Annotated in this window: 27 protein-coding genes; 21 read left to right on the top strand and 6 right to left on the bottom strand. The window is 41.9% G+C overall.

Annotated features, from left to right (window positions below; translation table 11 throughout):
• The first annotated feature begins 558 nt into the window (after window positions 1-558).
• Together BMZ31_RS14385 and BMZ31_RS14380 are read left to right on the top strand one after the other, a co-directional pair.
• On the top strand, window positions 559-738 hold the full coding sequence (locus BMZ31_RS14385; protein ID WP_090970907.1) for a hypothetical protein: 180 nt from the start codon (window positions 559-561) through the stop codon (window positions 736-738).
• A gap of 6 nt (window positions 739-744) precedes the next feature.
• Complete coding sequence (locus BMZ31_RS14380; protein ID WP_090832603.1) at window positions 745-1518, top strand: nuclease-related domain-containing protein; 774 nt, start codon at window positions 745-747, stop codon at window positions 1516-1518.
• A gap of 3 nt (window positions 1519-1521) precedes the next feature.
• On the opposite strand, the gene BMZ31_RS14375 is transcribed toward BMZ31_RS14380, so the two are convergent.
• A complete protein-coding gene (locus tag BMZ31_RS14375) occupies window positions 1522-1899 on the bottom strand; it encodes a VanZ family protein (RefSeq protein WP_254778836.1) in 378 nt (125 codons plus the stop codon).
• A gap of 184 nt (window positions 1900-2083) precedes the next feature.
• On the opposite strand from BMZ31_RS14375, the gene BMZ31_RS14370 reads away from it, so the two are divergent.
• The 12 genes from BMZ31_RS14370 to BMZ31_RS14320 all read left to right on the top strand — a co-directional run bounded on the left by BMZ31_RS14370 (window position 2084) and on the right by BMZ31_RS14320 (window position 13879).
• Entirely contained in the window at window positions 2084-2968 is an 885-nt protein-coding gene (locus BMZ31_RS14370) for a stage II sporulation protein SpoIIQ (RefSeq protein ID WP_090832599.1), read from the top strand.
• A gap of 184 nt (window positions 2969-3152) precedes the next feature.
• Window positions 3153-5144: a penicillin-binding transpeptidase domain-containing protein gene (locus BMZ31_RS14365; RefSeq protein ID WP_090832597.1), complete on the top strand. Its 1992-nt coding sequence runs from the start codon at window positions 3153-3155 to the stop codon at window positions 5142-5144.
• Between the two features lie 206 nt (window positions 5145-5350).
• The gene (locus tag BMZ31_RS14360; RefSeq protein ID WP_090832596.1) at window positions 5351-6364 is read left to right on the top strand and encodes an STAS domain-containing protein; all 1014 of its coding nucleotides are present in this window, start codon (window positions 5351-5353) and stop codon (window positions 6362-6364) included.
• 279 nt (window positions 6365-6643) lie between these two features.
• Window positions 6644-8242: a gamma-glutamyltransferase family protein gene (locus BMZ31_RS14355; protein WP_175478131.1), complete on the top strand. Its 1599-nt coding sequence runs from the start codon at window positions 6644-6646 to the stop codon at window positions 8240-8242.
• A gap of 455 nt (window positions 8243-8697) precedes the next feature.
• The gene (spoIIID, locus tag BMZ31_RS14350) at window positions 8698-8970 is read left to right on the top strand and encodes a sporulation transcriptional regulator SpoIIID (protein ID WP_090832594.1); all 273 of its coding nucleotides are present in this window, start codon (window positions 8698-8700) and stop codon (window positions 8968-8970) included.
• Between the two features lie 150 nt (window positions 8971-9120).
• Window positions 9121-10122, top strand: coding sequence for a rod shape-determining protein (locus tag BMZ31_RS14345; RefSeq protein WP_090832592.1), 1002 nt, complete (start codon window positions 9121-9123; stop codon window positions 10120-10122).
• 331 nt (window positions 10123-10453) lie between these two features.
• Window positions 10454-11290, top strand: a complete 837-nt coding sequence (locus BMZ31_RS14340) for a flagellar hook-basal body protein (RefSeq protein ID WP_090832590.1) — start codon at window positions 10454-10456, stop codon at window positions 11288-11290.
• A gap of 33 nt (window positions 11291-11323) precedes the next feature.
• Entirely contained in the window at window positions 11324-12163 is an 840-nt protein-coding gene (locus BMZ31_RS14335; protein WP_090832589.1) for a flagellar hook-basal body protein, read from the top strand.
• A 14-nt stretch (window positions 12164-12177) separates the two neighbouring features.
• Entirely contained in the window at window positions 12178-12453 is a 276-nt protein-coding gene (locus BMZ31_RS14330; RefSeq protein ID WP_090832587.1) for a DNA-directed RNA polymerase subunit beta, read from the top strand.
• Between the two features lie 90 nt (window positions 12454-12543).
• Window positions 12544-12981, top strand: coding sequence for a 3-hydroxyacyl-ACP dehydratase FabZ (fabZ, locus tag BMZ31_RS14325; protein WP_090832585.1), 438 nt, complete (start codon window positions 12544-12546; stop codon window positions 12979-12981).
• 194 nt (window positions 12982-13175) lie between these two features.
• A complete protein-coding gene (locus BMZ31_RS20555; protein WP_217644044.1) occupies window positions 13176-13346 on the top strand; it encodes a hypothetical protein in 171 nt (56 codons plus the stop codon).
• Window positions 13347-13534: 188 nt separating this feature from the next.
• Window positions 13535-13879: a hypothetical protein gene (locus BMZ31_RS14320; protein WP_090832583.1), complete on the top strand. Its 345-nt coding sequence runs from the start codon at window positions 13535-13537 to the stop codon at window positions 13877-13879.
• A gap of 48 nt (window positions 13880-13927) precedes the next feature.
• On the opposite strand, the gene BMZ31_RS14315 is transcribed toward BMZ31_RS14320, so the two are convergent.
• Window positions 13928-14356: a YwpF family protein gene (locus BMZ31_RS14315; RefSeq protein ID WP_090832582.1), complete on the bottom strand. Its 429-nt coding sequence runs from the start codon at window positions 14354-14356 to the stop codon at window positions 13928-13930.
• Between the two features lie 258 nt (window positions 14357-14614).
• On the opposite strand from BMZ31_RS14315, the gene ssb reads away from it, so the two are divergent.
• From ssb to BMZ31_RS14300, 3 genes are all read left to right on the top strand, one after another.
• Complete coding sequence (gene ssb / locus BMZ31_RS14310) at window positions 14615-15004, top strand: single-stranded DNA-binding protein (protein ID WP_090832580.1); 390 nt, start codon at window positions 14615-14617, stop codon at window positions 15002-15004.
• A complete protein-coding gene (locus BMZ31_RS14305) occupies window positions 14994-15236 on the top strand; it encodes a hypothetical protein (protein WP_090832578.1) in 243 nt (80 codons plus the stop codon). Before ssb ends, BMZ31_RS14305 begins: the two co-directional genes overlap by 11 nt.
• A 368-nt stretch (window positions 15237-15604) precedes the next feature.
• Window positions 15605-16024, top strand: a complete 420-nt coding sequence (locus BMZ31_RS14300; RefSeq protein WP_090832575.1) for a hypothetical protein — start codon at window positions 15605-15607, stop codon at window positions 16022-16024.
• Window positions 16025-16263: 239 nt separating this feature from the next.
• Here the strand turns inward: BMZ31_RS14300 and BMZ31_RS14295 are convergent, their stop codons facing one another.
• Window positions 16264-17424: an acyltransferase family protein gene (locus BMZ31_RS14295; protein WP_090832574.1), complete on the bottom strand. Its 1161-nt coding sequence runs from the start codon at window positions 17422-17424 to the stop codon at window positions 16264-16266.
• Window positions 17425-17716: 292 nt separating this feature from the next.
• On the bottom strand, window positions 17717-18334 hold the full coding sequence (locus BMZ31_RS14290; protein ID WP_090832572.1) for a flavin reductase family protein: 618 nt from the start codon (window positions 18332-18334) through the stop codon (window positions 17717-17719).
• A 100-nt stretch (window positions 18335-18434) separates the two neighbouring features.
• Between BMZ31_RS14290 and BMZ31_RS14285 the strand changes: the two genes are divergently transcribed.
• Window positions 18435-19136, top strand: coding sequence for an ArsR/SmtB family transcription factor (locus BMZ31_RS14285; protein ID WP_090832570.1), 702 nt, complete (start codon window positions 18435-18437; stop codon window positions 19134-19136).
• Window positions 19137-19180: 44 nt separating this feature from the next.
• Here BMZ31_RS14285 and BMZ31_RS14280 read toward each other — a convergent pair whose 3' ends face one another.
• A complete protein-coding gene (locus BMZ31_RS14280) occupies window positions 19181-22024 on the bottom strand; it encodes a DEAD/DEAH box helicase (protein ID WP_090832568.1) in 2844 nt (947 codons plus the stop codon).
• On the bottom strand, window positions 22017-23537 hold the full coding sequence (locus BMZ31_RS14275) for an SWIM zinc finger family protein (RefSeq protein ID WP_254778834.1): 1521 nt from the start codon (window positions 23535-23537) through the stop codon (window positions 22017-22019). Before BMZ31_RS14275 ends, BMZ31_RS14280 begins: the two co-directional genes overlap by 8 nt.
• 372 nt (window positions 23538-23909) lie before the next feature.
• Here BMZ31_RS14275 and BMZ31_RS14270 point away from each other — a divergent pair, with 372 nt between their 5' ends.
• The 3 genes from BMZ31_RS14270 (at window position 23910) to BMZ31_RS14260 (ending at window position 26365) form a co-directional block, all read left to right on the top strand.
• On the top strand, window positions 23910-24749 hold the full coding sequence (locus BMZ31_RS14270; RefSeq protein ID WP_090832567.1) for a protein-glutamine gamma-glutamyltransferase: 840 nt from the start codon (window positions 23910-23912) through the stop codon (window positions 24747-24749).
• A gap of 312 nt (window positions 24750-25061) precedes the next feature.
• Complete coding sequence (locus BMZ31_RS20090; RefSeq protein ID WP_139205964.1) at window positions 25062-25154, top strand: YjcZ family sporulation protein; 93 nt, start codon at window positions 25062-25064, stop codon at window positions 25152-25154.
• A 452-nt stretch (window positions 25155-25606) separates the two neighbouring features.
• Window positions 25607-26365, top strand: coding sequence for a CPBP family intramembrane glutamic endopeptidase (locus tag BMZ31_RS14260; protein ID WP_090832564.1), 759 nt, complete (start codon window positions 25607-25609; stop codon window positions 26363-26365).
• The last annotated feature ends 1 nt before the right edge of the window (window position 26366 follow it).

Here is a 26366-nt window from a genome sequence, read left to right as displayed (position 1 = left end):
TTAAGAAGCAAGCATAAAAGTTGCTGAACATAACAAATATGAAAAAAAGACCGCATAAATCTCAAAAAGACCGCAAATATCTGCGCGAACATAACAAAAGTTTTTCACATACAAAAAGGTAACTTCATTTGGACACGAGTTTGACACTTCTGACCTCAGATTTGAGCAGATAGCCATTATCGGCACAAAGAAGTGGCGGGGTTTTGTTTTCTGTTGAAGTTTGCGCTATGAAGGGAGCGCATCTAATGAAGTCTGCACTTTGATTTTGGCGCGGCGTAAATATTGAGATTTTAGCTTAAATATGAGGTGTTTTAGATAGGGTTAGTTTTCTGAATATTAAGAAGTAAGCATAAAAGTTGCTGAACATAACAAATATGAAAAAAAGACCGCATAAATCTCAAAAAGACCGCAAATATCTGCGCGAACATAACAAAAGTTTTTCACATACAAAAAGGTAACTTCATTTGGACACGAGTTTGACACTTCTGACCTCAGATTTGAGCAGGAAACCATTATCGGCACCAAGAATTCTCTTTTAAAAGAAAGGTGCTGATGAAATTGATTGTAAAAAATAGAACGATTCCGCTCAGAATTACGATGTTGCAGGCAATTTTACGATGGCTTCCCAAAAATCATCCGAAACGACCATCGATCGAGGCAGAACTTGCGAGGAGAGAGGCAGGATTTCGAGGTGAGGAGTCCATCGACGATTATCTAGACTTCCTACCAGAAAAATAGTATCTTATTTTTCATGATTTAAGGCTGACGAATGGCAGAAAGTACTTCCAAATTGATACGCTCCTCGTTTCAGCAAGCTTAGCGATCATCATTGAAATCAAAAATATATACGGGACATTGTTTTTTGACCAAGAAGCGGGACAACTCATCAGAACTAGTAACGAAAAGAAAGAGGGGTTCCAAGATCCCATCAGCCAAGCCGAGCATCAGCAACGGCAGCTCACCAGATGGCTGCAAAATGAAAAGATTCCTATGCCTCCCATTAAGTGCCTCGTAGTCATCAGCCAGCCACGTACCATCCTTTCCACGAACCCCGGTAAACAAAGCCTCTATAATACGGTTTCCCACCCTGATAAATTACTCAATCGAATCAACAAATTAGAAGAGTGCTTCACAAAAGATGTACTTAACCACAAAGATTTACGTAAATTGACGCGACAACTTTTGGCCAAGCACACTCCACATGTACCAGAACTCATGAAAATTTACGATATTAAAGAGGAGGAATTGTTTTCAGGCCTTAGGTGTCCTGTCTGTAATTACCGTCCTTTACCAGTGTTTAGGGGGAATTGGAAATGTCTCCATTGTCGCAAGATCCACAAGATTGTTGTAGAACAATATATTAAAGATTATTTACTTATTATTAAATCCACGATTAATAATACAGAATTACGAAATATTCTACGGTTACCTTCCCGTCACATAGCTTTAAGAATCCTAGAAACCTCCAACCTCCACCCAACCGGCACAAAAAAAGGCCGCGTTTATCAGCGGCCTTAAGCATTAAGCTTTAAACAACTCCAAGACTTTCTGCAACCTTACAAACTTTCCTCTGAAAAGCGCGCGACTTACAAAGAAGTAGCCGACTGAAACGCCAATGGTATCTTTCACGAAGTCAATTAAAGTGGAAGAGCGGTATGGATAGAACGATTGATGAATTTCATCTGTTAGTCCGTAAAGGATCGAAATCAGAGCCAACACCATGTTAAGGCGTGGTGTCAGTTCACGCCCGGTAGATAGGACGGCAACCACAAACAACATATACAGGATTCCAAATTCAATTAAGTGCAGTGATTCTTTCATAAAATGGTCAACGTCGGAAGCGGGAAGCTCGACGAATTGATTGGATGGCAAACTCGACATCATCCAGATCAGAGCCATGTAAATGAAGGGTAGAAGGCGCAACGGCCATTTTAAGATTTTCATAAAAAACACCTCATAAAAATTTTTATAATAAACATGTATAAAAAGAAAGGGCTTGTCGAAAAATAAGTGGAAAAAAATTTTTTCGGCTGTGGTATATATTTCTCTCAATCTGTTCAGACTGTTGCTGAGGTGATGTAAAATGAGAGAGGAAGAAAACAAGCGATCTTCTCAAAACTCCAGTTTCAAGCGCTTTTTCCAAAAGCGTTGGGTATTTCCAGCCGTTTATATTGCAAGTGCTGCTATCATTCTAACAGGTCTACTTTGGTATCAAAGCAGCGGTAATGTTAATGAGAAGTCTAAGATGTACGATTACAATGCGACAGATGTACCTGGTAAAGGTTTCAACCAGCCATCACTCGAGGTAAACCGTGCATTAGAAAACTTCAAAATGCCTGTCACAAACGCAGATGCAGTAGTGCAAAAGCAATTCTATGATTTCGAAGGCAAGAAAGAACAGCAAGAAGCAGCATTAGTATTCTACAACAATACGTATCATCCAAACACAGGGATTGATATCGCTCTAAAAAGCGGCGAGGCATTTGATGTAGTAGCAGCGATGAGCGGAACCGTAACTAAAGTAGAAGAAGATTCACTTCTTGGTAACGTCATTGAAATCGAACATGACAAAGGTATTGTAACACAATATCAATCAGTTAAAGACATCAAGGTCGAGGTTGGCGATGAAGTGAAACAAGGTCAAGCTCTTGCTAAGGCTGGTCAAAGCTTGTTCAATGAAAAAGCTGGAGTACATGTACATTTCGAAATTCGTAAAGACAATGTTGCTGTAAATCCAATTGACTATTTTGAAAAGTCATTAAGCGCATTACAGGAAGCTAAAATTCCTGCTGCTGGTAAAAAACAAGAATCATCTGAAGATGGTGACGCTGGTAAATCAGCGGATGATAGCAAATCTGAAGATGGTAGCGCAGACGATAAGAAAGATTCAGCAGATGACGAAAATCCATCTGAAATTAAAGAACCATCAGATGAGTCTTCTGATTCCTTAGATAACGAAAACTCTTAATCAAGCAGTGCGAGGAGTCACGAAACATAAACGTATACAATCGTAGAGTGATGTGTGACTTGCAGCGTTAGCTTTCCATAAGGCAATAAGAGAGGAAGGGGGAAACCTTCCTCTTTTTTGCGTACGTTGAACCCTCATCTGGTTTTTAATTTGTGTTAAAATATGACAAAAGGGAGGGGCTAGGATGAAACGGATTTTCCTGATCATATTGACGATGTTGCTGATGATTGTCGGATGCAGCAAAGAACCACAGCCTGAAGAACGGTTTGCACAATACATAAAGCTTTGGAATGAGAAGAAGTTTGATAAGATGTACGACTACTTATCAAAAGATGCAAAAGAGTTGGTGACAAAAAAAGAATTTATAAGCAGGCACGAGAAGATTTATAACGATCTTGAAATTACAGATTTAAAGGTAAACTTCAAAAAGCCGAAGGAAGAGCGCGATGAAAAAGCGGAAGAGATGGAATATAAGTTTTCTGCGAAGATGAACAGCTTGGCAGGAGAAATCGCGTTCGATCAGATGGCACGTGTTACAAGGGAAGAACGGGATGATAAAGCGAACTGGTATATTGAGTGGAGCCCTACGTTCATTTTTCCAGAGTTGGAAAAGGGTGCGAAAATAGGGGTAAGTACCCTTGAGGCGGAGCGCGGCAGTATTGTGGATCGTCATGATAATCCGATTGCTTTTAATGGGCTCGCTTATGAGGTAGGCGTGATTCCTGAAAAAATGACGGACGCAGATAAGGCAAAGCTTTCGACATTGTTGAAGATGAGCCCTGAGCAAATCGATAAAGCCATGACGGCTTCTTGGGTGAAGCCGAGCTATTTTGTCCCGTTGAAGAAGATTTCGATGGATGAGAAGGAATTGGTCGCCCAGTTGGTCGAATTGGTGCCGGTTCAAACGAAGAAGGTGGAGACACGAGCGTATCCGCTAGGTGAAGTCGCTGCGCATTTGATTGGTTATGTGGGTCCTGTGACGGCGGATGATTTGGAAAAGCTGAAAGGTAAAGGGTATACGAGCAATGATGTCGTCGGTAAACGTGGTCTTGAGCAAGTGTTTGAGGATGAGCTAAAGGGTAAAGATGGTGTGAAAATCACGATTACGAAAGTCGGTGGACGTGAGGTGACTTTGGCGGAAAAACCGGTTGAGAACGGAAAAACGGTGAAGCTGACGATAGATGTGGAGACGCAGCAAAAGGTGTTTGCAGAACTGAAGGGAGAAGCAGGCACTGCGGCGGTGATTGATCCTTTCACAGGTGAGACGCTGGCATTGGCGAGCAGTCCAAGTTTTAATCCGAATAAGATGGTGCTAGGGCTTTCTAAGGATGAATGGAAGGTACTTGAGGAAGATAAAAAACAGCCATTGATGACGAGATTCAAGCAAACTTACGCGCCGGGTTCGGTGATGAAGCCGATCACAGCTGCCATTGCGCTTAAAAATAATACCCTGACAGCAGATCAGGAGTTGCCGATTACAGGATTAAAGTGGCAAAAGGATAAGTCATGGGGTAACTACAACGTGACAAGGGTTCACGAATCGAGGGGACCGGTAAATTTAGAGGAGGCGTTGGTGGCTTCCGATAATATTTATTTTGCTCAAGCAGCACTTGCAATTGGCAAAGACAAGTTCGCGGCAGGATTGAAGGAATTCGCATTCGAACAAGAGCTGAAGTATCCGTTTCCGCTGGAATCTTCGAAAATCGGCGGTTTGGATACGGATATCCTCTTAGCCGATTCTGGTTATGGCCAAGGCCAAATCGAAATGAGCATTGTTCATTTGTTGGCGACTTATACACCGCTTGTTAATCAAGGGAAGATGATCATGCCGACGCTTCTCTTTGACGAGCCGAAGAGTCAGGTGTTAAAAGAAGGCGTGATGACCCCGGAAGCAGTGACGGCGATTGCAGGTGGCTTGCGAAAAGTCGTTTCTGATGCGAGTGGTACGGCACATTCTGCGGAAATCCCAGGCTATCCGCTGGCAGGTAAAACAGGAACAGCGGAGTTGAAGTTGAAGCAAGGTGAAAAAGGAACGGAAAATGGCTGGTTTGTCGCCTATGGAGCGGAACAGCCAACGCACATGATTGCCATGATGATTGAGGATGTTGGAAAGCGGAAAGGCTCTCAAGTCCCGGTTAAAAAAGTGAAGAAGATTTTTGAACAATTGAAGCAGTAGAAGCATGAAGTCAAGGTGTATGTTGCCTTGGCTTTTTTTCGATTCTAGCAAATTCAACTAGAATGGAGATAAAGGCAATAAATAATAGTCGAAACGGTAGAGAACAATAAGTAGTACAAACGCTAATTTTGGACGAATGTTTTGGGACTCGCTATAATGAAAATAATATATTGGAACGACAAATCTACAAAATAAAAGGAGATTCTATGGATTCAAACATTAATATAGGTGGACTCGATTTTGGTTGGGATTTAGAGAATGGACGTTTCCTCTTTGAAGGACAAGATGCTGTACTTTTCTGGATTTCTAGCGCAATGAAAACCTTCTTCGATACAATTGAAGAAATTTCTGGGGAAGAATCCTCGAATCTAGTATTTGAAACAACAGGATTCCGTCAAGGCCTAGTCGTAGGCGAATACTTTCAAAATATGAAGGATATCAACGTCTTTCAGGCAACAGAGGTCATCACGAATACATATGCCTCGGCTGGATGGGGACGTACTGAAATCAAGGATTTAGATGCTGAATCAAAAACGCTTACAGTCCATCTTAAGGACAGTTGGGAGCATAAAATCAACGTGGCTCAAGAGAAAAACAAAAGTACAAATTTTCTCGCTGCCCATTATGCAGGGATTTTCACAGGATTATTCGGTTCAAATACTTGGTATAAGGTTGTTCAAGATCAACTTGATGGACATGAATACAGTGTGATTGAATATTTTCCTACAGATATTACAGTTGCGAATAATATTCATCAATTGGCTAGAAAAAAGGAATCGCAGCAAATTCTCCATTTAGAAGCGATTGTGGAAGAGAAGACTCGAGAATTGAAGGCATTAGTCAAAAAACTATCGTCACCCATCATTCCAGTTCTCGATGGAATCGTCGTCGTTCCTTTGATTGGTAAATACGATGAGGAACGTTCAGAGGAATTGGTGATTAAAACATTAACCAACTTACCATCCCATCAGGCAAACTATCTCATTCTTGACTTAACGGCACTTGATAAGGATATCAGCGAGCATACAACCAGCTTGATTAATAAAATTGGTTCTGCGGCTTCACTAATTGGGACGAAAACGGTCCTTGTGGGAATTTCAGCAGAACTTGGGAAAGCGATATCCGAATCGAATATTAATTTCTCTAAATTCGATTGTTTTCAAACCTTACAACATGGGATTCTATATGCTCTTGGGCAGCTCGGAAGAAAAATCTTATAAAGCATCAACTAGCGGTACTTCTTAATGGAAGTGCCGTTTTTTCATCTCTCTTAAAAGTCTGAACTTTTAGACAGATTCCACCGCTGTTTGTTATAATTTTTGGATAAGCTCTTTTCGTAAACTTTGTTGTTATTGGATTAGTCAGACGAGATTTTGCGTTTAGAATTTTATTTTGAGGAAGAGAGCACGAAATTAGAATCTTTACGTGTTTTTGCTCTAATCGTAAAAGAAAGCATCTATGCGAAAACAGCTTTTTGAAAAGGAGGGGGAGGTTTCAGGATGCTCCATTATCCATATCGTTCACAAAGAATGGCAACAGTTGCCCGCAATGGTATGGTGGCTACTTCTCAGCCGCTTGCTGCACAGGCAGGACTTGATATATTGAAAAAAGGCGGAAATGCTGTCGATGCTGCGATTGCAACAGCGGCATGCCTCACAGTGGTAGAACCCACTTCAAACGGCATTGGCGGTGACGCGTTTGCGCTCATTTGGATGAAGAATGAGCTTTATGGCTTGAACGCAAGCGGACCTGCACCAAAAAACATATCAATTGAAAAAGTAAAAGAGCTTGGACACAAGGATATGCCAGTGCACGGCTGGATTCCGGTAACAGTACCAGGTGCTCCGGCAGCGTGGGCAGAACTTTCCCGCCGTTTTGGAAAACTGCCGTTGCAAGAAGTGCTGAAACCAGCAATTGATTACGCTCGAAACGGCTATCCAGTCTCCCCGATATTGGCTTCAAACTGGGAACGTGCCTCACAAGTTTATAAGGAACGTTTGAAAGGTGAGGAATTTGAAGAATGGTTCCGCGTCTTTGCTCCAAATGGCAAATCGCCTGAAATAGCCAAGATCTGGAGTTCAGAGGATCATGCAAACACACTGGAAGAAATCGCGGAAACGAATGCAGAAAGCTTTTACCGTGGAAATCTAGCAGAAAAAATCGCAAAAGCCTCCGCTAATGCGGGCGGTTTCTTGGCAAAAGAAGATTTACAATCATACCGTCCGGAGTGGGTTGATCCAATCGGAGTGGATTATAATGGCTATCGCATTTGGGAGATTCCACCGAATGGTCAAGGAATTGTGGCATTAATGGCGCTCAATATTTTAAAAGGGTATGAGTTCAAGCAGAAGGAAGATGTACATACTGTTCACCTTCAACTCGAAGCCATCAAACAGGCTTTCACAGATGGCAAAGCATATGTAACGGATCCGTCAGAGATGAAAGCCAAAGTCGAAGATTTGCTTTCTGAAAGCTTTGGAGCGGAAGCTCGTGCCAAATTGCAAGAAACAGCAAGGATTCCTGAACCTGGCATGCTTCCGAAAGGTGGTACCGTCTATTTGGCCACAGCAGACGGTGATGGAAATATGGTTTCTTTTATCCAAAGCAATTATATGGGCTTCGGTTCGGGCGTTGTTGTACCTGGGACAGGGATTGCAATGCAGAATCGAGGTCATGATTTCTCACTGGATGCTGATCACGTTAACGCTCTAGCGCCAGGTAAAAAGACGTATCATACAATCATTCCAGGCTTCATCACAAAGGGAGAGGCAGCAGTCGGACCATTTGGTGTGATGGGTGGATACATGCAGCCACAAGGGCATGTTCAAGTGGCTATGAACTTGATTGATTTCAAGCTTAATCCTCAAGCAGCCTTGGACGCACCAAGATGGCAGTGGATTTCTGGTAAGAAGGTGGAGGTTGAACAAGATTTTCCAAATTACTTGATTAAGCAACTTGTAGCAAAGGGACATGAAATTCAAGTTTCGCACGATTCGGGAGGTTTCGGGCGCGGTCAAGTAATTGTCCGAAATCCTGAGACAGGAGTGCTCGTTGGTGGCACTGAAAAACGAACAGATGGCTGCATTTCTGCTTGGTAACATTGAATGATTTTTACGACAAATTTCTTGGGAAATAATCTGATAATGATGTCGCTAAATAAGGCGAATCCTAGTCACGTCAAGGCGTTGCTGGGATTCGCCTTTTTGTCGAATCGTGCGGGTGCTCAACAAGATTATAAATGGAGTCCAGCAGACAGTTGCGTTTCTATGCAAATTTGTGCATATATCCCTACCCAAGCTAATACACTGATACAAACCTTGTAAAGAGAGTGTTTGAGGTGAGGAATCGTTTGAAAACAACGGGAATGTTGTCGGGGATATGATTATTCATGGTAGGTTGTTGAAGGGGCAATTAACCTTCTGCCGCAAAAAGGAACTGGCAATGTGGTATCTGAAAAAAAGCCTGAAGCCTTCTTGCGGATTCAGTAACTCGTCGGGGAGAAAAGCGAGTCTCATTTCACACTTCTCACATCCAATTTGGGGAGGGCGAGAGTGTGCACGATTACATCAAAGAGAGAACTATCAAGATTGGAAAGTATATCGTGGAGACGAAAAAAACGGTTCGCGTCATTGCGAAGGAGTTTGGCGTATCCAAAAGTACAGTCCATAAAGATCTAACTGAGAGACTTCCTGAAATTAATCCTGAGCTTGCGAATGAAGTGAAAGAAATTTTAGATTACCATAAATCGATCCGCCATTTGCGCGGTGGTGAAGCCACAAAGATGAAGTACCAGAAGGAAGAAAGGGAAGGCGAACCAGTCAAGTAACAATGTCTTTTTATAAGTTTACATCCTCCTTAACACACAATCCGTAAAAATTTCAACATTTTTTGACAAAAGGTATGGAATTCGAAATGATTGTGCTAAAATAAACTATTAGAGTAGTAAATGGATTCGTTGAGGAGGAAAGGAATTACGATGTTTGCTAGGGATATTGGGATTGATTTAGGGACGGCAAATGTGTTGATCCACGTAAAAGGTCGAGGAATTGTTTTAAATGAGCCATCAGTTGTGGCTATTGATAAAAATACGAACCGTGTTTTGGCTGTTGGTGAAGAAGCTCGTAAAATGGTTGGACGTACACCAGGGAACATTGTTGCCATTCGCCCATTAAAAGACGGCGTTATCGCTGACTTTGATGTGACGGAAGCAATGTTAAAACACTTTATTAATAAATTGAACGTAAAAGGCTTTTTATCTAAGCCAAGAATCTTGATTTGCTGCCCAACGAACATTACTAGCGTTGAGCAAAAGGCAATCAAGGAAGCTGCTGAAAAAAGCGGCGGCAAGAAGATTTACCTTGAAGAAGAGCCGAAAGTGGCTGCAATCGGTGCTGGTATGGATATTTTCCAACCGAGCGGTAACATGGTTGTGGATATCGGAGGAGGAACGACGGATGTCGCGGTACTATCTATGGGCGATATCGTGACTTCTTCCTCTATAAAAATGGCCGGTGACAAGTTCGACATGGAAATCCTTAACTACATCAAGAGAGAGTACAAGCTCCTCATTGGTGAGCGTACGGCAGAAGATATCAAGATCAAGATCGCGACAGTATTCCCTGGCTCTCGTTCAGAGGAATTGGATATCCGCGGTCGTGACATGGTGAGCGGATTGCCGCGGACGATTACTGTTCGTTCCGAAGAAATCGAACAAGCATTACGTGAATCGGTAGCTGTCATTGTTCAGGCTGCGAAAAGCGTTCTTGAGCGCACACCACCTGAACTATCTGCGGACATCATCGATCGCGGTGTCATCCTGACAGGAGGAGGCGCACTGTTGCACGGAATTGATATGCTTCTTGCTGAAGAATTGAAAGTTCCTGTACTAGTCGCTGAAAACCCAATGGACTGCGTAGCTATCGGAACAGGCATCATGCTTGATAACATCGACAGACTGCCAAAGCGCAGATTAGGATAATTGATAAAGTGCCAGGCACCGTCCATGATTTGGATGGTACCTGGCATTTTTATTTTATTCTTAAATATGTTCATTGATGATTTTGACACATTGTTGATTGGAGCGGAAATCAACACGTGAAATGAAAAAGTGTTTTACATAAATTAACACAACCTCATCAAATGGCGAATTTGCGCCATTTTTTCGCTAAGAACATACATTTTTTTACTGAAAGTGACTTTTTCTGCAAAAAGTTGATGTTTATTTGAATAAAATTTTTTATAATAGATAAGTAGTTGTTAAATTGCACGGATTTATTTACTTCAATGATATGCACATAGGAGGGAAAAACATGTTCAAAGGCTTTTATACGGTTGCATCCGGAATGTTTGCTCAGCAGCACAGAACGGAAATGCTTACGAACAATATGGCAAATGCGAATACTCCAGGATTTAAAGCGGACCAAGCCTCTCTTCGTGCTTTTCCTGAGATGCTATTGCAAAAGATGGACAAATATTCAATTCCAACTGAAAACGGTTTAAACCTTCCATATAACAAAACGATTGGCCCAATCAATTCTGGTGTATATGTTCAAGACATTGCGCCAAATTTCTTGCAGGGCGACTTGCAGCAAACAGACAAAAAGACAGATGTATCATTACTTGATGTTGTGATGCCTGCCAACCAAGACGGTGCAACAGGTTCTGTATTCTTTACTGTTCAGCACCCAAGCGGCGCATCCCGTTACACGAGAAACGGAAACTTCACGCTTGATCATGCAGGATTTTTAACAACAGGCAGCGGCTTATTCGTCCTAGACGACCGCGGTCAAAAAATCCAGCTTTCTAGTGATCAATTCTCAATCAATGAAGCAGGTGTGCTGACAGGCGCAAATGGTGAGCAAGCGCGTCTAGGCATTGGATTCTCTCAAGATCCGAATCGCTTAATCAAAGAGGGTGACGGATTATTCCGTACGGAAGACGGAACGCCCCTTACAAATGCTTTTAACGAGCAAGGTGCTCAATTCAAACTGCAACAAGGTTTCTTGGAACGTTCGAACGTAGATGCAAGCAGAACGATGACAGATATGCTGACAGCTTACCGTGCTTTCGAAGCGAACCAAAAGGTACTTCAAGCCTATGATCGTAGCATGGAAAAAGCAGCAAACGAAATAGGACGAGTTGGTTAAAAATAAAAACGTCCATTGAGGGGGATATGAGATATGAATCGCATGATGATTACAGCCACAAATACGTTATCCCAGCTGCAAAAACAGATGGATATTATCAGCAACAATATGGCTAACATAGATACAACCGGCTATAAGAAGCGGGACGCAACATTCACGGACCTGCTATACAGCGAGTTCAAGACTCAGCCTCAACAGGACGAGTTGAATTCGAATCGCTTAACGCCGATGGGCTTGCGTCAAGGTGTTGGTGCGAGACTCGGCCAGGTTCAAATCAACATGACCCAAGGTAACTTGAAAACAACTGAAAGACCATTGGATGTTGCTTTTACAACACCAAATCAGTATTTCAGTGTGTTAGTACAGGATGGTGCAAATAGCTCTGTACAGTACACAAGAGACGGGGCATTTTCACTTTCACCAGTATCCGAAAACGAAACGATGCTCGTGAATAGCACGGGAAATCCGATTCTTGATGAAAATAATAATCCAATAACGTTTACAGGTGACGTAAAAAATTATAAAATCACTGCAAACGGTCAAATCATTGCGGAGAAAGCTGATGGTACTCAGCAAACTGCAAATCTAGGCGTTATCCAGATTAATAAACCGCAATTCTTTGAGCAAAAAGGAAATAATCTACTTGGACTGGCAGCTAATTTTGCGGGGCAGGGTGAAGGCGTTGCTTTTACAGCATTGAATGGCGCATTGAGAAACGGCATTGCTGTTAACCAAGGCGTACTCGAGCAATCGAACGTTGACATGGGCAGAGAAATGACTGAACTGATCAATGTGCAGCGCTCCTACCAATTCCAAGCTAGATCAATTACTTTATCAGATCAAATGATGGGTCTTGTTAACCAGATTCGCTAAAGGGGATTATCGGAATGTCACTAAATAACCAAGAAGCAAAAACGCGTGAGGAATTGAAAAAAGCAAAGAAAGAGCAAACAGAGGGAGAAGTGCGGGTAAAGCAGAAGCGCATTCGTATCCGTCTTATTCCAATATGGCTCAGGCTGATTATCATCCTTGCCCTTCTATTCGTAAGCGCCTCGGCTGGAGCCATGGTAGGTTACGGCGTTCTTGGTGACGGCAAACCGACTGACGTCTTCAATAAATCAACTTGGACACACGTTGTGGACCTTGTAAATAAACAAAAATAAGCAGGAAGGGGACAAACCCCTTCCTTTTTGTATGCGATTAATAGTAAAATAACAATAAAGTATAACCTTATCTTATGAGGAGGTCACAAATTGTTAGATATCAATCAAATTAAAGAAATCATTCCACACCGCTATCCATTCTTGTTGGTGGACAGAATCCTAGAGGTCGAAGAAGGCCAAAGAGCGGTTGGAATCAAGAACGTAACGGCAAATGAAGAATTCTTCAACGGACACTTCCCGGACTATCCAGTTATGCCTGGCGTTCTTGTCATCGAGGCGCTAGCACAAGTTGGTGCAGTCGCTATGTTGAAAAAAGAAGAAAACCGTGGCCGCCTGGCATTCTTTGCAGGCATCGACAACTGCCGCATCAAGCGTCAGGTTGTTCCGGGCGATCAGCTGCGCCTTGAAGTTGAAATGACTCGTGTCCGCGGAAAGATCGGTAAAGGCCGAGGCGTTGCAACCGTTGACGGCGAAGTAGCTGTTGAACTGGAAATGATGTTTGCTTTAGGAGAAAAGAAAGAAGAATAGGATTTTGAATGAGCTGGCTTCCCTTTTGAGAGGGAGCCGGCTTTATTGTTTGTTCTGAAAATTCTGGCGCGCGTAATAATCGGCAAAACGCGCGGGATTATTGCCAGAGTTCGCGGGACTTTGAAGAAAAGCCGCGGGATTATCACTCTACTCGGCGGGAATGGAAAGAGGTCGCTTAAAAATAGTGGATAACGGTGCTTACCAAACTTAAAATCGTCGGAATCATCAAAAGTATTATCCTTAGAATGGACGAAATTAATACAAGATTGGGGGAGATTATTCAACAGATAGTAGAGATTAACACTCAGTTAGACGAAATTATTTGCAGAACAGAAGATTTTCCCTCACAACCCCGAAGACCATGAAAACCGATTATAAAAAATGCCCACAAACCCGCAAACTCCGCGCATATTCCACCACAACTAACCCCACCTGCAAAATAGATCCCAAAAATTTTTCTGTAAAAATGAGAGTTTTTTCAAATATTGGGCAACATAACAGCAGACCAATGTACAAGGTCAAAAAAAACTCTTATTGAAAGGGGCTTTTATTCATGAGTAAAAAGCTACTTAAGTTAATTGGTGGAACACTATTGTCGGCAATGCTTCTAACTGGTTGCGCAAACAACGATCAGGAGCCGCCTCCGGAAGATGATGTTGATGTAGAAAATCCAGATGTCAACGATGACCTAAACAATGACATGAACGATAATCTGAACGACAACAATGGCGATGGCGTTAACGATAACGGCGTCAACGACAATGGTGATCTAAACAACGGTGGAAACGATAAGAACACAGATAATGATGGCGACGCAGTGAAGGATAACAACACTCCTAAAGAAGACATCATCGAAGATAAGACAGATATCAACGATGCTGATACTAAGGACGAGTAAAAAGTTCCCACAAAAAGAAGGACAGGCCCGGTAATCGGAGCCTGTCCCTTATTTTTTCGATGTAATAGGTGGTCTAGTTTTCATTTTGAGCTTGAACTCTTCCTTCAACTTGTCCCCGGTTAAGCCACTAGCCATCAAGTGCTCGAGCAGCAATTCAGCATAGTCGCTACGCGTCAGTTTTAACATCCCATCCAATAGGGCGCTCACATGGCCGGTCAGTAATTTTACCGAGCAAACCTTCATCTTGAAAAAGGCAGGATTATTTTCTTTTTTCGTAATAATCGCATGAACAATTACCTCAGTCTGATCGTCGTGAAGCTTCTTAAACTTATCGTGGAAACTCTGGTCAGTGTAAACCTCAATAAGCCACGAGCTTCTTTCATCTTCTTTGTTAATGATCAAGCCATCAACGATGGGAACCTCTAGCACTTCTTCTTCAGATTCTACATGAAGCGATACAAGTTTGAACGTTTTCATGTGGACCTCCCCGAAACGCAATTTTCCTAGATTATAGCATACAAGCGGAAGCGACAGAAACTTTTCACATGTCGAAAAATAAATGAAAACCGTCCTCTTTTTGAAAAATCAATTCAGGAATGGTACTAAAAATGTGATTTTCTAGCAAGAGAAAAACCCATTTTCAACAAAATGTGAGTTCAAAAAAACCATAGTCGGCATTTTACAAGGCTAACACGCAGCGCTATGATGGAGGCATCAAATGAGAGGAGAGAAAATATGATCAATCAAGTTACGATTGTGGGAAGAATTACGCGTGATCCCGAACTGAAGATGACAACAGAAGGGACGCCGGTTGCGAACATTACGTTAGCTGTGAACCGCCATTACAAGAACCATAATGGTGATATTGAAACTGATTTCGTTCAATGTACACTTTGGCGAAAAGCGGCTGAAAATACAGCTCAATATTGCCGCAAGGGTGCAGTCATCGGCATTACAGGCCGCATTCAAACGCGTAATTATGAAAATAACGATGGGAAAAGAGTGTATGTCACGGAAGTCGTTGCAGAATCTGTCCGTTTCCTTGATAAAAAACCTGCCCCTCCAAAAGAAGAAGTGCTGACACCTCCACCTCTACAACGGGAGGCGATGCCGCTTGGAATGTAACAATGACCCCGCCAAAAACTTAGAACAACTGCTTGGAAGTCTGATCAAAATGGTCGGAAAGACAAATGAACAAGTCAGTAACCTCCACAAACGCATCAACCAGCTTGAATGGATCCTCCACGAAATGGAACTACCTGCGAAACCGCCTGAAAACGCAAAAACATTCTTCCTCACCACGAGCCAGTGCTCCCAGAACTCTTCAAAACAAAACCGTTTCAATATCAGTATTTAACTTCACAGCGATAGCGAGAATTTTTGAGAAGTGTCCTCCCATATGGCAAAGCTTCAATGAGAGACGTTCAAAGAATTCCCCGCAAGTCCCTCCCGTTAACCGGTACCTCTTTGCCGGTATCTTTTTTGTCAGATGGGTATAAAAGCGATAATGAAGGACAAAATGATAAAAACCCCCCTGATGATAAAAGAAGACCGTCGAATTCGAATTCGAGCGGTCTTCTTTGCGTTTTGGAAACATAACGGGAAAATTGTGGACAAAAATGTCACACATTTCGCTTCAGCCTTCACTTTTTTTTTCTAGGTAAAAGGAAACATAAAGTTATAGTCGAATAATGTTGTGTGAAATCATATTTTGGGGGAAACAATTTGAAGAAGAGAAAAGTGCTCAATCGCAAAAACGCGATAATTTTTATCGGCGAAAAACATAACAATGAAATTGAAGTAAAGGAATCCGTCAGTATATACGATGCTTTTCATTTATCCAGTTCCGTTTCAGTATCTTCACGATATCAAATCATTCCGCTGCCAAAACACGATAAAATGTCACTCATTTATTGCAACAAAACATTCCTAAATAATATTCAATTAGATTTTCACCAAAAACAAATACATATTAGCGGCTCAGATCCAGCCATATCTCCGGAAGCCATCATAAAAATGTTATCTAACTTAATCATAAAACACGAAAATAAGTTTCATATCCTCTTTGATACAAAAGAAAGCAAAATTAGAAAAAGAAACAAACAAGAAGTCCTCTATCATGGACAAGAAAAGAGGCTCGAATAAAAAGGAGGTGCAAAAGAGTAACGGGTTCCGTTTCCTATCACCAAAACCCGAAATTGTAGCCTAATTTGTACTGACTTTTGAATCTGTTTTTACAATTAAATATAAAATGGCTCAGTGCACCAGAGCCATTTTTAATATCCATTTTTGTAGCTTGTTGAACTAACGCACTAGTTTCTAGAATTAGAAAACGGCTTTGTTCGTTATTACCGTAAAGCCCCTATAGGTGAATTAGATCCCATTTACTTTGAGTTATTTAATCCCTGCTCGGTAATAGAGTTGATTTTTTCAACCGTTTTTAATCCGAAAAAGACTCGAAGCAAATTAACTTTTCGAATAATAAAGTGATAGATAAACATTATTATTGTAAATGCAATCGGTACTAAAAATACCACTTTCACCGGTACTGGCCACTCCTGGTTATAGATAAAGAATCCTATGATGATAATAATAGGTTGGTGAAGCACATAAAAGGGCATGGATGCTTCACTTGTATATTTTAATGCCGCATTTGAGAAATTAAAGTACTTGTCGGCTAGAAAAAGGATAAAGAAGAGTGTATTCCATACGAGAATGACTCGAAGAATCATAAATATAGCCCAATTTAACGAGACATTCATCGGAAACCCAATATACATAGCCCAGAATATATAAGCAGCTGTGCTAAGGACACTTAAAACCCCTGCTAAAACACCTATTCTACGGACGAATTCCCTTAGAGATACTCTTGAAAAAAAATAGTAACCATAAACATATAAAATTAAATAAAAGATAATTCCCCAACTCGCTAGATTGACAATACTATTGGAGGTTAAAGCAGCTGCCACTAAAGGGATAGGCATTAATAGATAATGAAAGTATCCAAAAACATCCCGTCCCGCATTATTTTTAATCATCAGAAAAAAAGGAAGTGTGATCATTGAAAAAAGTAATAACTCCAATAAATACCAAAGATGATGTCCAAAAAATGCGAAGTTACCTGTTCCGCCCATTTCTAAATAAAATCCATCAAAATAATGAGGAAAGAATTGTAGGAATGAACCTTCAAATTGATTGTTCGTTATTCTTTCAATATACACTTGAGGCGGTGATAATAGAAAGATTCCTAGAAGTAAAGGCAATCCTAGTCGTAAAAGCCTTTCTTTCATAAAACTTTGAGCATTTCTTTTTTTAAGAGCGTGAAATGTAGCAATTCCTGAGATTAGAAAAAATATAGGCATGATCCAATTTCCCACTAAAAGAGAAAAAAACTCTATATATGTTTTATTAATCATGTCGTTTTTGATATGCCAATCAAATGAATTAAAGAACATTGAACAATGATAAAGGAACACAATAAAGGTAGCCAATACCTTTACCCAGTCTAAATCGTAATGTCTTGTATATCGATTATTATTTTCCATAAATTACCTTCCCTTAGAAGATTATACACTTAAAAAACTAACTCCAATATATTTTTGTTTTGTTATCTAGTAAAAAATAACTATGTTCAAAAACTTTATTTAAACTTAACATATATATCCAATTTCAGCATTAATTCCGAGCATTTTTTATAAGACAATTTGTAAATCAAATGGAGGGCAAAATTGTAGGGTACAACAGCCCTTGTACCCCTACCATCAGCTCTAAATAAAAGTGTGATGCACATAGAGTTTTTTCTCCTAAATCTAAGAGCACTCTCAGACCATTCCCCATTTATGTTTCGGATCGAAATGTCTTGCCTAATTCACAGCCTAACCCGAAGTAGTGTCTGAAATTATAAATCAAAGGACTCCATTTCTGAGGGTTCACGTGATTGCCGCAAATGATATCTTCATGTGCATGAATCATGACTTTTTGCGTTTCAACAATGGCAAAATCATCAGAGTAAGAGGGGACAGTCATGTTTTTTACAACTGCTTCTATCTGAATCGGGCATTGTTCGATTCTATCTGGCTCCACCTTTATAGAAGAAATAGGAGTCAGCCCACATGCTGAAAACTTATCTTTTTTAAAAGTATAGCCTAGTTGTCTTTTATAATCGGGAACCTCTTTCTTGCCTGTAAACGGTGCTAACCTCTCAACGTTTTCCCATAAATCAGGATTGGGAATATTGATTACACATTCACCGGTCCTTTGCAAATTTTCAAATGCCTTTCCGCCAACCCCAATCCCCAAGATTAAGTACTCTCCTAAACACCATGAAGACGAGAGAGGGCTAATATTCGTCGTCCCATCCTCATTAAGCGTATTCAATAGAATCACAGGTGTGCCATAATACATAATTTTAGGTTGAATCCCTACAGATTTTGCTACAGGTTTATGTGTATACATCAGTTTCTCTCTCCTTTAAGTTAGCTTCATTATGATTGTAAAATATTAACACTTCCATTATCATCGAAATATGGATTACACCGAAAAGGAGAGTTGAAGCATGTCCATAAACCCAAATGTAGCAAGAGTAGCTTCATCGATTGCCGATGTTTCCCGAGCAGGAATCTTGACCGTTTTACTAGACGGCAGATATCATACTGCAACGGAATTGTCCTCAAAAATAGGAATTACTCCTCAAACCATCAGCTACCACTTAAACAAACTATTAGAACAAGAACTGATTACAGTAGAAAAGCAAGGAAGGCACCGTTATTTTGGCATTCCCAACCAGGAAATTGCCACAACACTGGAATCTTTATTAGTCATCTCACCACAATCTACGATTAAGTCTTTCAAACAATCACGGGATGATTCAGCCATCCGACAGGCAAGAACGTGCTATGACCATATAGCAGGAAGCTTAGGAGTGAAAATCACCGAAGCACTATTGGAAAAAGGAATTCTTTGTGATCATCCAAATGAATATTCACTTACAAAGGAAGGGGAACTCTTCTTTGAAGATTTCCAAATCGACATTCCGGAAACAAGGAAGAAAAGGCGATCGTTCTGTCACAAGTGCCTAGATTGGAGTGAGCGACGACATCACCTAGGCGGTGCACTCGGGAATGCCATTTTAGAAAAACTCATTGAACTTAAGTGGATCACCCGCATGCCTGAAACACGTGCGCTATCAGTCACAATAAAAGGAAAAGCAGGCCTGAAAGACGTGTTTTCCATCCCAATCGACCAATCATTTTTATAAAAAAACAAGCCACTCGAAAAGTGGCTTGTTCTCTAACACAATATTTAAGTCAACTTCACCAAATCGTGCAGATCGTCCGTCGAAAGCTCGGTGATCCAGTTTTCGCTTTGGATAATTTGATCATTGAGATGCTGCTTTTTCTCCAACATCGCATCGATTTTTTCCTCGAGCGTACCCGTACAGATTAGCTTATGCACGTGCACGAAGCGCTGTTGCCCAATCCTGTGGGCACGGTCAGTCGCTTGATTCTCAACGGCTGGATTCCACCAGCGGTCATAGTGAATAACATGATTCGCCGCCGTTAAGTTCAATCCCGTTCCGCCAGCCTTCAACGAAAGCAGGAACACAGGGAACTCGCGATTTTGGAATCGATCTATCATATTATCGCGCTGCGCCTTCGGAACACTTCCATTCAAAAACGGAACATCGACTTTGAATTTCTCCTTCATCAAACGCTTAATCATTTCGCCCATTTCAATATATTGCGTGAAAATAAGGCAACTTTCACCGTTCTCAATCAACGCCTCAACAAGTTCCGATAACTTCTCGAGCTTCGTCGAGCGGTCAAGCAAGTTCTTCGCCGCTGCTTTTTCCTTCAAGTAAAGGGCAGGGTGGTTACAAAGCTGCTTCAGCCTGCTCAACATCTGGAGGATCAAGCCTTTGCGCTCAAAACCGCTCAGCTTCTCAATCTCTTCAAACGTATCGCGGACCAGCTGCTCATAAAGTGAAGCCTGCTCAGCCGTCAGCGGACAATATTCCTTCTGCTCCTGTTTATCTGGCAGATTCAGCGCGACTTCCTCATCGCGCTTCGTACGGCGCAACAAGAACGGTCGAATCAAGCTCTGAAGCTCCTGAACCTTTTCCTTCTTCTCTTCCTTCTCAATCGGAATGACAAAACGTTTCTGGAATTGGCCAAGACTGCCCAAATAGCCGTGATTCGTAAAATCAAAAATCGACCAAAGCTCGCTCAATCGGTTTTCCATCGGCGTCCCCGTCAACGCGATCGCATGACGCCCTTTTAAACGGCGAACCGCCCGCGACTGCTTCGTTTGAGCATTCTTGATATTTTGCGCCTCATCAATCGCAATCGAGCTCCACGTGAACCCTTCAAACTCTGTGGCATCGAGATGGCTCAATCCATATGACGTCAACACAACATCCGAACCGCGAACACACTCGGCAAAAGCCTCTTCCTTCAAGCGGTTCGAACCGTAATGCAAGTACACGCGCAAATTAGGTGCGAAGCGCTCGAGCTCTTTCTGCCAGTTGCCAAGCACGGACGTCGGACAGATGATAAGTGCAGGACCAGCTGGAGACGCCTCACCATCAAGAACAACCTCCGCACCAGGACCTTCCTGCTCATGAACCGCCAGCAAATACGAAATCAACTGTACAGTCTTACCTAGACCCATATCATCCGCCAAAACAGCCCCGAAATGATGCTGTCGCAAAAACAACAGCCAGCTCATCCCGAATTGCTGGTAAGGGCGGAGCTCACCTTGAAGCAAGCTCGGGGTCGGCAGCAACGGGACTTCCTTGATCTCCGAAAGCTGCTTGATCATCTGCTTCCAATGACGATTCAGCTCAATCTGAATGCGCGCAAACGCCTTAGGATTTTCCAAATCGTCCTCTTCTTCGTCGTGCTCCTGCAACTCCTGCTCAAGCAAATCGCGCACGTGTAAGCCTTCTTTTTCTGCCTGCTTCATTAACCCTTGAATTTGGCGGATAAAATTCGGATCCAACTTCACCCAGCGGCCGCGCACATACACAAGTCGGCGTTTTTCCCCGACAAGCTTTTGGAAATCCTCCTCCGACAAATCCACGCCATTCATCGAAAAGCGCCAATTGAAGTCCAGCATCGCCTGCAAACCAACGAAAGACGGACGATGACTAGACGTTCCTTTCAACGAAGCCTTTACCTTCAAATTCGCGTTCTTAATCGCCTGCCACCAAGAAGGAAGGAGAATCTCCACGCCAAGCGCAAGCAAAGTCTCACTCGCCTCCGTCAGAAACAGCCATGCTTCCTCCTCCGTCAGCGTCGACTTCAAAGCGCCATCCTCCTCAAGCCAAGGAATCAAGCGAATCCAGCGCAGCTGCTCCTCACCAACCCGATCCATAAACGGAAGCCAAGCCTTCGGCAAACGAGAATCTACCACACTATACAAACCATCCGGATCCTTCTTATCACGCACCGCAATCTCAAGAATCCAATCACCCTCACCATCAATCGGCTCATCCAAACGCAAACCAACCGTAAACGGCACAGGGCTCTCCTTCAAGCCAACCCACTCAAGCCAGCTCTCCTCCGTAAAAAAGCGCGCCAAATCCGCGCCCGCAATACCATGCTCGCGAAGCAACGCCAGCTTCGCCCCGAACATATCCTTCATTTCTTTATCATTGGTCAAAAAGGCATCGAGAGCATTCGAAAACCACCCGCTCATAAATTCGCTCACGTTCTCTGAAGCGAGCGGCTGCTCCCAAAACGACACATCAAATTCCGATTTTACGCGGTCGGGCAGCTGCCACTTGAATACACCTTCTTCAAGCGCACTAAAATCAGGAAGCCAGTCTCTCTCCATAATCGCCTCGTGAAGGGCAGGCGCAGCCGTAAAGCAAATCTCTGCTTCTTCCGCCCAGTCCCAATCTACAAACTGGTTGAACCGCTCGCGTGCAAACAGGGTAAGAAGTTCCCAGGCATCAAGGATGACGGAATCCGTGGTATTTTTTTCAATGAAGGTCCCGAAATAGCTTTCGTCGTGTCCGGAGAAAAGCAGGTTTTTCCAGACTGCGACGCTTAAAGATTCGTCATGCTCATCAACAGCAGAAACGCTAAAGCGTCCATCATTCAGTTTTTCGGTCACGATTTTGATGTATCTCGTCCTAAGCATCGATTAACTTGCTCCTTCTGCATTCTTCATGAAAAGCGCGAAGACGTTTAGTTTTTTCGAGAAGGCGGTCGAAAAAGACCTGCCACTCATCCTGTTGTTTTAACTTTTTATAAAGGGTGCGCAACTTCTTCAAATGGCGAACAGCCGCTTTGTAGCTCTGCCTGTTTTTCATGTCGAGATGGCTTTGGACCGATTGATGGTATAGCGCCAAAACAACTTGCGGCTGTTCCTTTTCAACGACCTTCAAGCGATCTTTCGGCATCTCTGAAAGCTGGAAGCCGATGAAAGCATTGAGTTCGCCCCATTTTTCGTATTGCTGCTGGTCAAATAGGAAGTATTCGTATTCCCGATAGCTGTACGGAAGCGTCTGAACAAGCGCTTTTTCATACATATCCGTTCGGCCATTTTCCTTAAAATAAGGTGCGATGGAACGCAATGCAATCCTTGTGAATTCGGAAGCTGCATACGAATGCAACACACTGAAATAAGCTTTTATTTTTGCCATAAGCAGGTCTATGTAAAGGGCAACGCGCGTCCATTCCTTTTGTTCTGTCAATAAATCGATCCAGTAGGGAAGGTAAGGGACGATCGTTTTGTTCTCTATGGAATCTGCCACACTGATGGCCAATTCATCCTCTTGGAGCAGTACATTTATGTGTATTTGCGAGATAAGCAGGGCAGTGGTATCTCCACCGTCCTCTTGCTCCTGAAGGAAATCGCGAATTCTAGCCGATTCTTCTTCACGCCAAGGGCGATTCTTAAATAACTTCGTCCAAAGCAATCGGTATAAATAAATGCGTTCGTATGGTAGCGTCCGGCATGCCGTCAACAAAGAGAAAGCATCATCCTTCAACCTTGGCAGGAAGTTGTCAAAAGCAAACGGCAATGTCTGAACGCCTAAGCGGCGGATATGTATTTCAGCTTCTTCCAAGCCGCGTTGAAATAGATGTCCGTAATAGCGCTGGGCCATGTCTTCCGTGTGTCCCATTTCCTCGCTCAATTCGGCAAGCTTGCGGAAAGAAACAACCGTAGAAATCAAGTCGTAAAGCATGCGCCATTCCTGTTCAATCGGAGCATCAACTCTGATTTTCCTTATGTACACTTGATAAAGCTCCGGCACGATGTAGGGATTGACGTGCGTCTTTGATTTCAAAATGAAATCGAAGCTTTCTTCAAAGGAAGCAACCCAACGATCGTAATCGGGTGCGAGTGTACCGTTCGTCTTGATCAAATCCTTCGCACGCTGCAAACCGAGCATCGAAGCGATATTCTGTTCTTTGAGCGGCTTGCGCCATTGATCGAGCCAATCGCCAACGCTACTCTTTTTCGAGTACGCAGCAAAGAAAACCGCCACCTGATGTCGGCAAATTCCTTCTGCTGGGCACGTACAGCCACTATGTTCCATTTCGTCCAAATCTATAAATACGCGAACCGGCGTCACATCCTGAACCGAAGCAGAAATCCCGTCCTCTTCGATAACCATTTGGTACACCTGACTCTGACGGTACAGCATCAAGCCCTTCTGTACGCGACTCGCTTCATCTTCTATCGTCGGATCCAGCAAAGCCTGTAGCTTCAACGCCGCATCCTTCATCCGTTCCTCATAATCTCCAGGCCCCGTTCCCATTCTCTGAACCACCCTTCAAGAAAAATCCATATTCCTCTATTATACCTAAAAATAGGGCAGTAGACACAAGGAAAAGGGTTTCTGTTTGATTTGAGGATGGCAGGGAGCAGGAGTAAAAGTGGTTTTGCAAGAAAGAGTGCGATTTTCGCAAGATTCCTACCAACTTTCGCAAGATTCCAACTGTTTTTCGCAAGATTTCAGCTATTTTTCACGAGATTGAAATATAAATAATAACATCAATAAATTGGAGGGAACCAAATGATACAAATATCTGGGAAGCCTTTCGAAAAAAAGGACCTTTGGAAGTCTGACAGTATCGAGAGCGTCATTATTAAGCGCATGCAAGAAGCAAAGGTCATTTATTCGTATCAAACCCTCGCTGAATTAGTATTCGAACTGAAGTTCAGAAAACATATTATCAATAGTTCCATAGAAATGAGTAAAAGTAAGGCGAAGTTTAATATTCTCAAAAATTCGCGTGGTAACCCTCAATACTGGGTAATGTCTCCACTCGGGGAATTCCAATTGAGACTTGATGTGAAACCATCTGATGCGATTCGTGACATTTTTATGAATAGTTCCCTTTATACTTTTGAGTGTGCCACCTCAATCATAATCATCTATTACTATGCGTTATTAAAAATGATAGGTGAAACGAAATTTGATCAATACTTCAGGAACATCTCTTTATACAGTTGGCATTTAGACTCTGATTACAGGATTCACACCTTTTATGGAGAGCACGTTTTACCTGGAGATGTTCTTTATGTTAACAATCCAGATGTTAATCCGAAAACCTTTTGGTGGAGAGGTCAAAACGTAGTTGATTTGGGTGATGGAACCTATTTTGGACATGGATTTAGCATCAGGACCCCTAAAGAAATGATTGAACTTTTGAATGAAAAAAGAAAGCCAGAAAGTCAAACGTCAGCCTACTTAACAAGCTTAATTACAAGGCCGTTATTTAAAGATCTGTTATCCCTATCCGCCTACCCACGAACAAATGAAACTTACAAAATGCAACACAGGGTCATCCACCATGATCAATGTTCCATAGCATATGCCCAGTATTTAGCTTACTTCAATGTTTACATCTAAGCCAGAAGCCCATCTTATTAGGATGGGCTTCATTTATTTTTGAAGAAAAAGTTAAGAAAATTGTCCTAGCCCGCTACTCCTTGTACATGACACTAACCCTGACAAAAAAACGATTATCGATTTTTCAACATAGACGGGCTCCATTTTTGTCTATGTGTGTATAATGTAATGTTCAGAAAAAAGTAAACCTCTTTTGATACGAAGGGAAGTGTTTAGATGTTTAGAAACGAAAACGTAGCACCCGTATTAAGTGCCAATATGCCTCCTCAACCTGCTTACTATGCGGCTCCTGCCTTTTGTTATCCCCCTCCAGTGAATAGATGCAACGATTTTGTGCTCATCGTTGTATTGTTTATATTATTAATCATTGTTGGCGCAAGTTTTTACAGCGGTTGCAGAGACTAATAGATCGTGATTCTATGAAATTTAACCCGTTTTTAAAGACCAGGTGCATCGATCCCAGCAGGATTGATGCACATTTTTTGTATCATAATTTCTAAATGCTTTTGAATTTTGAATGGTGCCAGCCACCTTTTCAAGTGGTGTTTTTCGAAGTAAGCATATATCTCACTGAACATAACAAATATCTCAAAAACACCGCATATATCTCAAAAACACCGCAAAAAATCGCGCGAACATAACATAAGTTTGGCGACGTAGGATGGCGCTTTGAATTAAGCGAATAACACTTGAACTTAGCGCAAAATAAAAGGGTTTCCGAAAAGAGGTAATCAGGTTTAGTTCTTTGAATGTTCAGTTCCAATCATAAAAGTCGAATTATAGAAAATAAAGGGAATTACCCATTTAAGTCGAATACTTGTACTTTATAAAAATCTTAATCATAAGTGGGTATAAAAATGAGATTAAAAGCTTTTCTAGGTTTTCTAATTCTATTCGCTGTCTACCATACCTCAGAGATAGTAGGAAATAACCCGGTATTTATTCTGGGGAGTTTCATTCTCTTTTTTGTAGTAGCACAAATAGTAGCAAAATGGCTCGGAGAAAGAGGAATCACCGTATTTGGGATGCAGAAGCATAAAAATGCCCCTATCAATCTTTTAATAGGTTATTTGTTAGGTGTCCTTTTTTACGGGGGAAGTTTTCTTGTCTCCGTCATTCAAGGTAAAATCACTTTTGAAGGCACATTCTCCATATATCAAATGATTCTTCCTTTGCTAGGAATCATCTTGATCACGTTTCTCTCATCAGCAAGTGAGGACGTCTTAACGCGTGGGTATGTTTTCAAATACCTTCCTCAAAAATTAACACCGGAAGCTCTGATTTTAATCTCTTCATTTATTTATGTATTCAATCATATTTGGAGAATTGATGAAGGGTATACTCAGTGGATTATGCTCCTCCTAATGGGTTTAACCTACGCGATACCTTTTGCCGCAACAGGCTCCCTCTGGTTCACCATTGGTTGTCATTGGGGATGGAATACCGTATCACTTTTCAAAAGTCAGATCGGCAATATGAGTGACTTGAAGATTATTGATCATACAACGGACTGGACTTATATTTATACAATGTTGATTTTCCTATTGTTTGTGATGTTATATCCCAAGCTATTTTTAAAAAAAGCAACCCAAGTGAATAACCATTTATCAGTATAAA

This window comes from Bacillus sp. cl95, assembly GCF_900115925.1.
GTDB lineage: Bacteria > Bacillota > Bacilli > Bacillales > Cytobacillaceae > Neobacillus_A.
This window is presented reverse-complemented; position numbering and strand designations above follow the sequence as displayed.